Annotated in this window: 5 protein-coding genes and 1 pseudogene; 4 read left to right on the top strand and 2 right to left on the bottom strand. The window is 41.1% G+C overall.

Going from position 1 to position 4,103, the window contains the following annotated elements:
- The first annotated feature begins 263 nt into the window (after positions 1 to 263).
- Complete coding sequence (locus QTO06_RS25075) at positions 264 to 623, top strand: hypothetical protein (protein ID WP_238792637.1); 360 nt, start codon at positions 264 to 266, stop codon at positions 621 to 623.
- Between the two features lie 260 nt (positions 624 to 883).
- On the opposite strand, the pseudogene QTO06_RS25070 reads toward QTO06_RS25075, so the two are convergent.
- A pseudogene (locus QTO06_RS25070) lies at positions 884 to 1,148 on the bottom strand (hypothetical protein).
- A 255-nt stretch (positions 1,149 to 1,403) separates the two neighbouring features.
- Here QTO06_RS25070 and QTO06_RS25065 point away from each other — a divergent pair.
- From QTO06_RS25065 to QTO06_RS25055, 3 genes are all read left to right on the top strand, one after another.
- Positions 1,404 to 1,931 (top strand): hypothetical protein, encoded by a 528-nt coding sequence (locus QTO06_RS25065; protein ID WP_331410301.1) that lies wholly within the window; start codon positions 1,404 to 1,406, stop codon positions 1,929 to 1,931.
- Between the two features lie 134 nt (positions 1,932 to 2,065).
- Positions 2,066 to 2,305 (top strand): hypothetical protein, encoded by a 240-nt coding sequence (locus QTO06_RS25060; protein WP_009696107.1) that lies wholly within the window; start codon positions 2,066 to 2,068, stop codon positions 2,303 to 2,305.
- A gap of 781 nt (positions 2,306 to 3,086) precedes the next feature.
- Positions 3,087 to 3,461, top strand: coding sequence for a hypothetical protein (locus QTO06_RS25055; RefSeq protein ID WP_331410298.1), 375 nt, complete (start codon positions 3,087 to 3,089; stop codon positions 3,459 to 3,461).
- Between the two features lie 206 nt (positions 3,462 to 3,667).
- Here QTO06_RS25055 and QTO06_RS25050 read toward each other — a convergent pair whose 3' ends face one another.
- On the bottom strand, positions 3,668 to 3,970 hold the full coding sequence (locus QTO06_RS25050; protein ID WP_331410297.1) for a hypothetical protein: 303 nt from the start codon (positions 3,968 to 3,970) through the stop codon (positions 3,668 to 3,670).
- Positions 3,971 to 4,103 lie beyond the last annotated feature (133 nt).

The following is a 4,103-nucleotide window of genomic DNA, read 5'->3' as shown; positions in this document are numbered from 1 at the left end:
AATAGCCGCTTTGAGACTACGCCTGACTTAAATGCATCAAAGCACATAAAGTTTGTTGTTCGCAAAGTTTAGTTTGGCTTAAAATTGTCGCTCGGTGCCTCGCGACTAACAAACTGCTCAAGAGGGATTCGCAACGCGTGGCATTTTTACTATGCGTTGAATTTAGTGATTAAGGTGGTTTGCGGCGGCTTCGGTATTGCGTTGCTCACCCCTTAGCAGGGCGTTAGCTGCTCAAGGTAATGATAAGAACAGAGAATGTATTTATGAAAGTTCAAGAAAAATTTGAAAACGAGTTAAAAGCATTGGAATCATCAATTGTAGGTGTATTCCGTGCAGAACCAAACTTGCTAGACTCACAAGTCGCTAGAGCAGTAGAGTCTATGGTGAATATTTTTAAATCAAAGGTAAAAGGTAAGCCGGCACAGCAACTGAATTTAGATGGTTTAGATTTGCGTGTTTTCTCGGCGTTGGACGCGGCAATCAATGAAATTTTGTCTCTCAATTCAGAGCTAAGTAACGATGATCTATTGGAGTGTTTAAAGGTAATTGTAAAATCAATCTCTAAATGGACAAAGCAACTTGGTCGTCAAGGTTACTTAAATTTTGTAAGTCAGTACTTCTAATCGAGAACGCAGCTAACAAACTGCTCAAGAGGGATTCGCAACGCGTGGCATTTTCACTATGCGTTGATTTTAGTGATTAAGGTGGTGTGCGGCGGCTTCGGTATTGCGTTGCTCACCCCTTAGCAGGGCGTTAGTCGCCAGAAAAAGCTTGTAGTCAAAATCATGTTTCTAAGCTCAAAACTTGGCTACTGATTGCTTGGTTCATTGTTCGATTTTCGACGGTCAAAGCTCAGTTTCATCGGTCCTAAATCAATGCGTTGCTATTTTCCAAGCAGTTGTTTCGTTCTCTGATGCTGACATAGCAGGGCAATCGAGAGTCTGTTTTTGGTTGCAACTCCGCTCGGTGAGTTTGTTGGGCACAAAAGCAGATTTATTCGCTGAAATGACGTTTTCTCTGGTGTTGTAAGTTCCATGTGGTTTCAGTGACTTTGTTGAAAGCCCGCACTGTGAGATTGGCTTTCCAAAAGCGCTTTTTGGTGTTGTCAGCCCGTTTTCTGCGGCGTTGTTTGTTCCAAGTGGTTTCATTGAGTAGCCGCTTTGAGACTACGCCTGACTTAAGTACATCAAAGTTCATAAAGTTTGTTGTTCGCAAAGTTTAGTTCGGCTTAAAATTGTCGCTCGGTGCCTCGCGACTAACAAACTGCTCAAGAGGGATTCGCAACACGTGGCATTTTTACTATGCGTTGATTTTAGTGATTAAGGTGGTATGCAGCGGCTTCGGTATTGCGTTGCTCACCCCTTAGCAGGGCGTTAAGCATCAATTTTGAAAATGAGGAATGCGTGGATATTAAATATTATGCTGACTTTTTCGATGTTCTAGTCACTGACTGTCGTGAAGCAGCTGAAATTTGGGGTAAAGAGTGCACGCCATACTCTAGAAGAGCTTATGTTAAAACAGTTTTCTCTTTCATCGATGGCAACACCTATCGATTAAATCAGCTTTGGCTAGATTTTCATCAAGTAGGTAGTTTCTCTTTAACTAATGAGCAAATAAACAAACTTCTAGGTTATAAGTTTGATGAGGATGGAAAAAAAGTTCCGCTTAAATCTTCGATTCTTGATAGTGTAAAGCTCTCTTTTTCAGTTCCATCGAAAGCTAGAGGTATTGATAATCCCTTAAACACCAGTGGTAATGAGTGGTGTACTTTTAAAGAGGCTGTCCGTATAAGGAATCGACTTACACACCCCAAATCAGTAAACGATTTAGAAATTTCCTTAGACGAAATGAAAATTATCGAGTCTGTGTCTGATTTTTATAGGCAGTCTACGATGGCACTAATACAAAGACTGATGGGAATTGAGGCTTAACAAACTGTTCAAGAGGGATTCGCAACGCGTGGCATTTTTACTGTGCGTTGGTTTAAGTGATTAAGGTGGTATGCAGCGGCTTCGGTATTGCGTTGCTCACCCCTTAACAGGGCGTTATATTTCCGAGGAATATTATGGATGATAAAGAGTCAATGAAGGTTCTCACTGAAATCAGAGATGAATTAAAAGAAATTAATTCGCATATGACATTTTTGAGAGAGCAAGCAAATGAAGCAATGGAAAATGAAGAAAATAAGGCAGTAGAAGTTGCAGAGTTAGAAAATAGAAGAGTTAAAAAAGAGCGGTGGTTTACTATCGGTCTGTTAACTTTTCTAGGCTTAGGAATATTGCTGCAAGAGTTTGGCTATTTGTAAAAGCACAAGCAGTAAGTCTTAGGTGCTTATTGCAGGTGCACTGTTTGTTTAACTTGTAGAAACCTTGTCATACTTGTCAGGAAAAATATAACAAACTGTTTAAGAGTGATTCGCAACGCGTGGCATTTTTACTATGCGTTGGTTTAAGTGATTAAGGTGGTGTGCGGCGGCATCGGTATTGCGTTGCTCACACCTTAACAGGGCGTTAGGCGACGGGCAGAAAAGTTCTTTGTTCTCTTCTTCTTGTTTCCTCTGGCTGTTCGTTTTTCGAAGTCGGCAATTTTGCATTGTCGGCTCAAATTCTTGAATCCCTCAAACCGTAAAACATGTCAAAGTTCGTGGGTTGCCTCATTGGTTTCCTGTGTTGGTTGGCGGTGAAGTGCTCTGGCTTAAAGTGTGGAAAGGGCAAGTTAATTGAAGCTTTCTTTTTCGCTGTTGGTTTCCAGCTTTGAGGTTTTCGGGTTTAAAAGTAGCTTTGTTGTTGAAGGTTAGTATTTCGTGCTCGTCAAAAGTGAGGCTGTAACATAGTAACTTTCGTGGTTCTTGAATCACAAAAAATCAGTGGGGGTTTGGTCGTTTTTTGGGTTTCAGGTGATCTGTTTTAAGCCAGTTTAAACATCAGCGTGAAAAATCGCCTAACAAACAATTTAAGAGGGATTCCCAACGCTTGGCACTTTTGCTTCTACTTCAGTTTTAGTGTTTATGGCACAATGCTTTAGGTTTGGGGTAAAGCGTTGCTCACCCCTTAATTGGGCGTTATGTGCTTAGGGATAAAAATCAGATGCTTAGACAATTAGGCGATTTTCCAAATAGAAGTTTTATTGAATATGCGACTATCAATGTGCGAGTGAAAAATGAGTTTTTGCCGAAAAATCTGCGCTCATATCATTGGGAGCATGATGAAAATTCAATGATTACACTCAGTGTTTCTCCAGCAGGGCGATTACGAGGAAAAAGTATTTATCTTGAATCGCTAGAGTTAGCTGAAGAATTCGCTTCTTTCCTCCATCAAGTCTTTAGCCAACGAAAGTACCGATCAGATTATTCTTTGGAAGTAGTTGTTGAAACGTCTTCAAGGGGGAAAACGATTTCACGATGGAAAGCAGAAGATTCTCAGAAAGTTAGGGATGTATTACTACTTCAAGAACGCACATAACAAACTGTTTAAGAGTGATTCGCAACGCGTGGCATTTTTACTATGCGTTGGTTTTAGTGTTTAAGGTGGTATGCGGCAGCTTCGGTATTGCGTTGCTCACACCTTAACAGAGCGTTAGTCGCCAGAAAAAGCTAGCAATCAAAATCATGTTTCTAAGCTTAGAATTCCGAGGATGATCGTTTGATACGCAGGTGCGTCGTCGATGGTCAAAACTCAGTTTCAACTGTTTCAAGTCCAAAGCTTTGTAACTGTCCTAGCGGTTGTTTTGTTCTTTGGTGCTGACAGTGCAGGGTAATCGAGAGTCTGTTTTTGGTTGCAACTCTGCTGGGTGAGTTTGTTGGTACAAAAGCCAATTTACTCGCTGAAGTGACGTTTTCTCTGGTGTTGTAAATTCCACGTGGTTTCAGTGACTTTGTTGAAAGTTCGCACTGTGAGATTGGTCTTCCAAAAGCGCTTTTTGGTGTTGTCAGTCCGTTTTCTGCGGCGTTGTTTGTTCCAAGTGGTTTCATTGAATAGCCGCTTTGAGACTACGCCTGACTTAAATGCATCAAAGCACATAAAGTTTGTTGTTCGCAAAGTTTAGTTTGGCTTAAAATTGTCGCTCGGTGCCTCGCGACTAACAAACTGCTCAAGAGGGATTCG

This window comes from Vibrio sp. M260121, assembly GCF_036533715.1.
Taxonomy (GTDB): domain Bacteria; phylum Pseudomonadota; class Gammaproteobacteria; order Enterobacterales; family Vibrionaceae; genus Vibrio.
The sequence above is the reverse complement of the archived record's forward strand: the minus strand, read 5'-3'. Positions and strand labels throughout refer to the sequence as shown.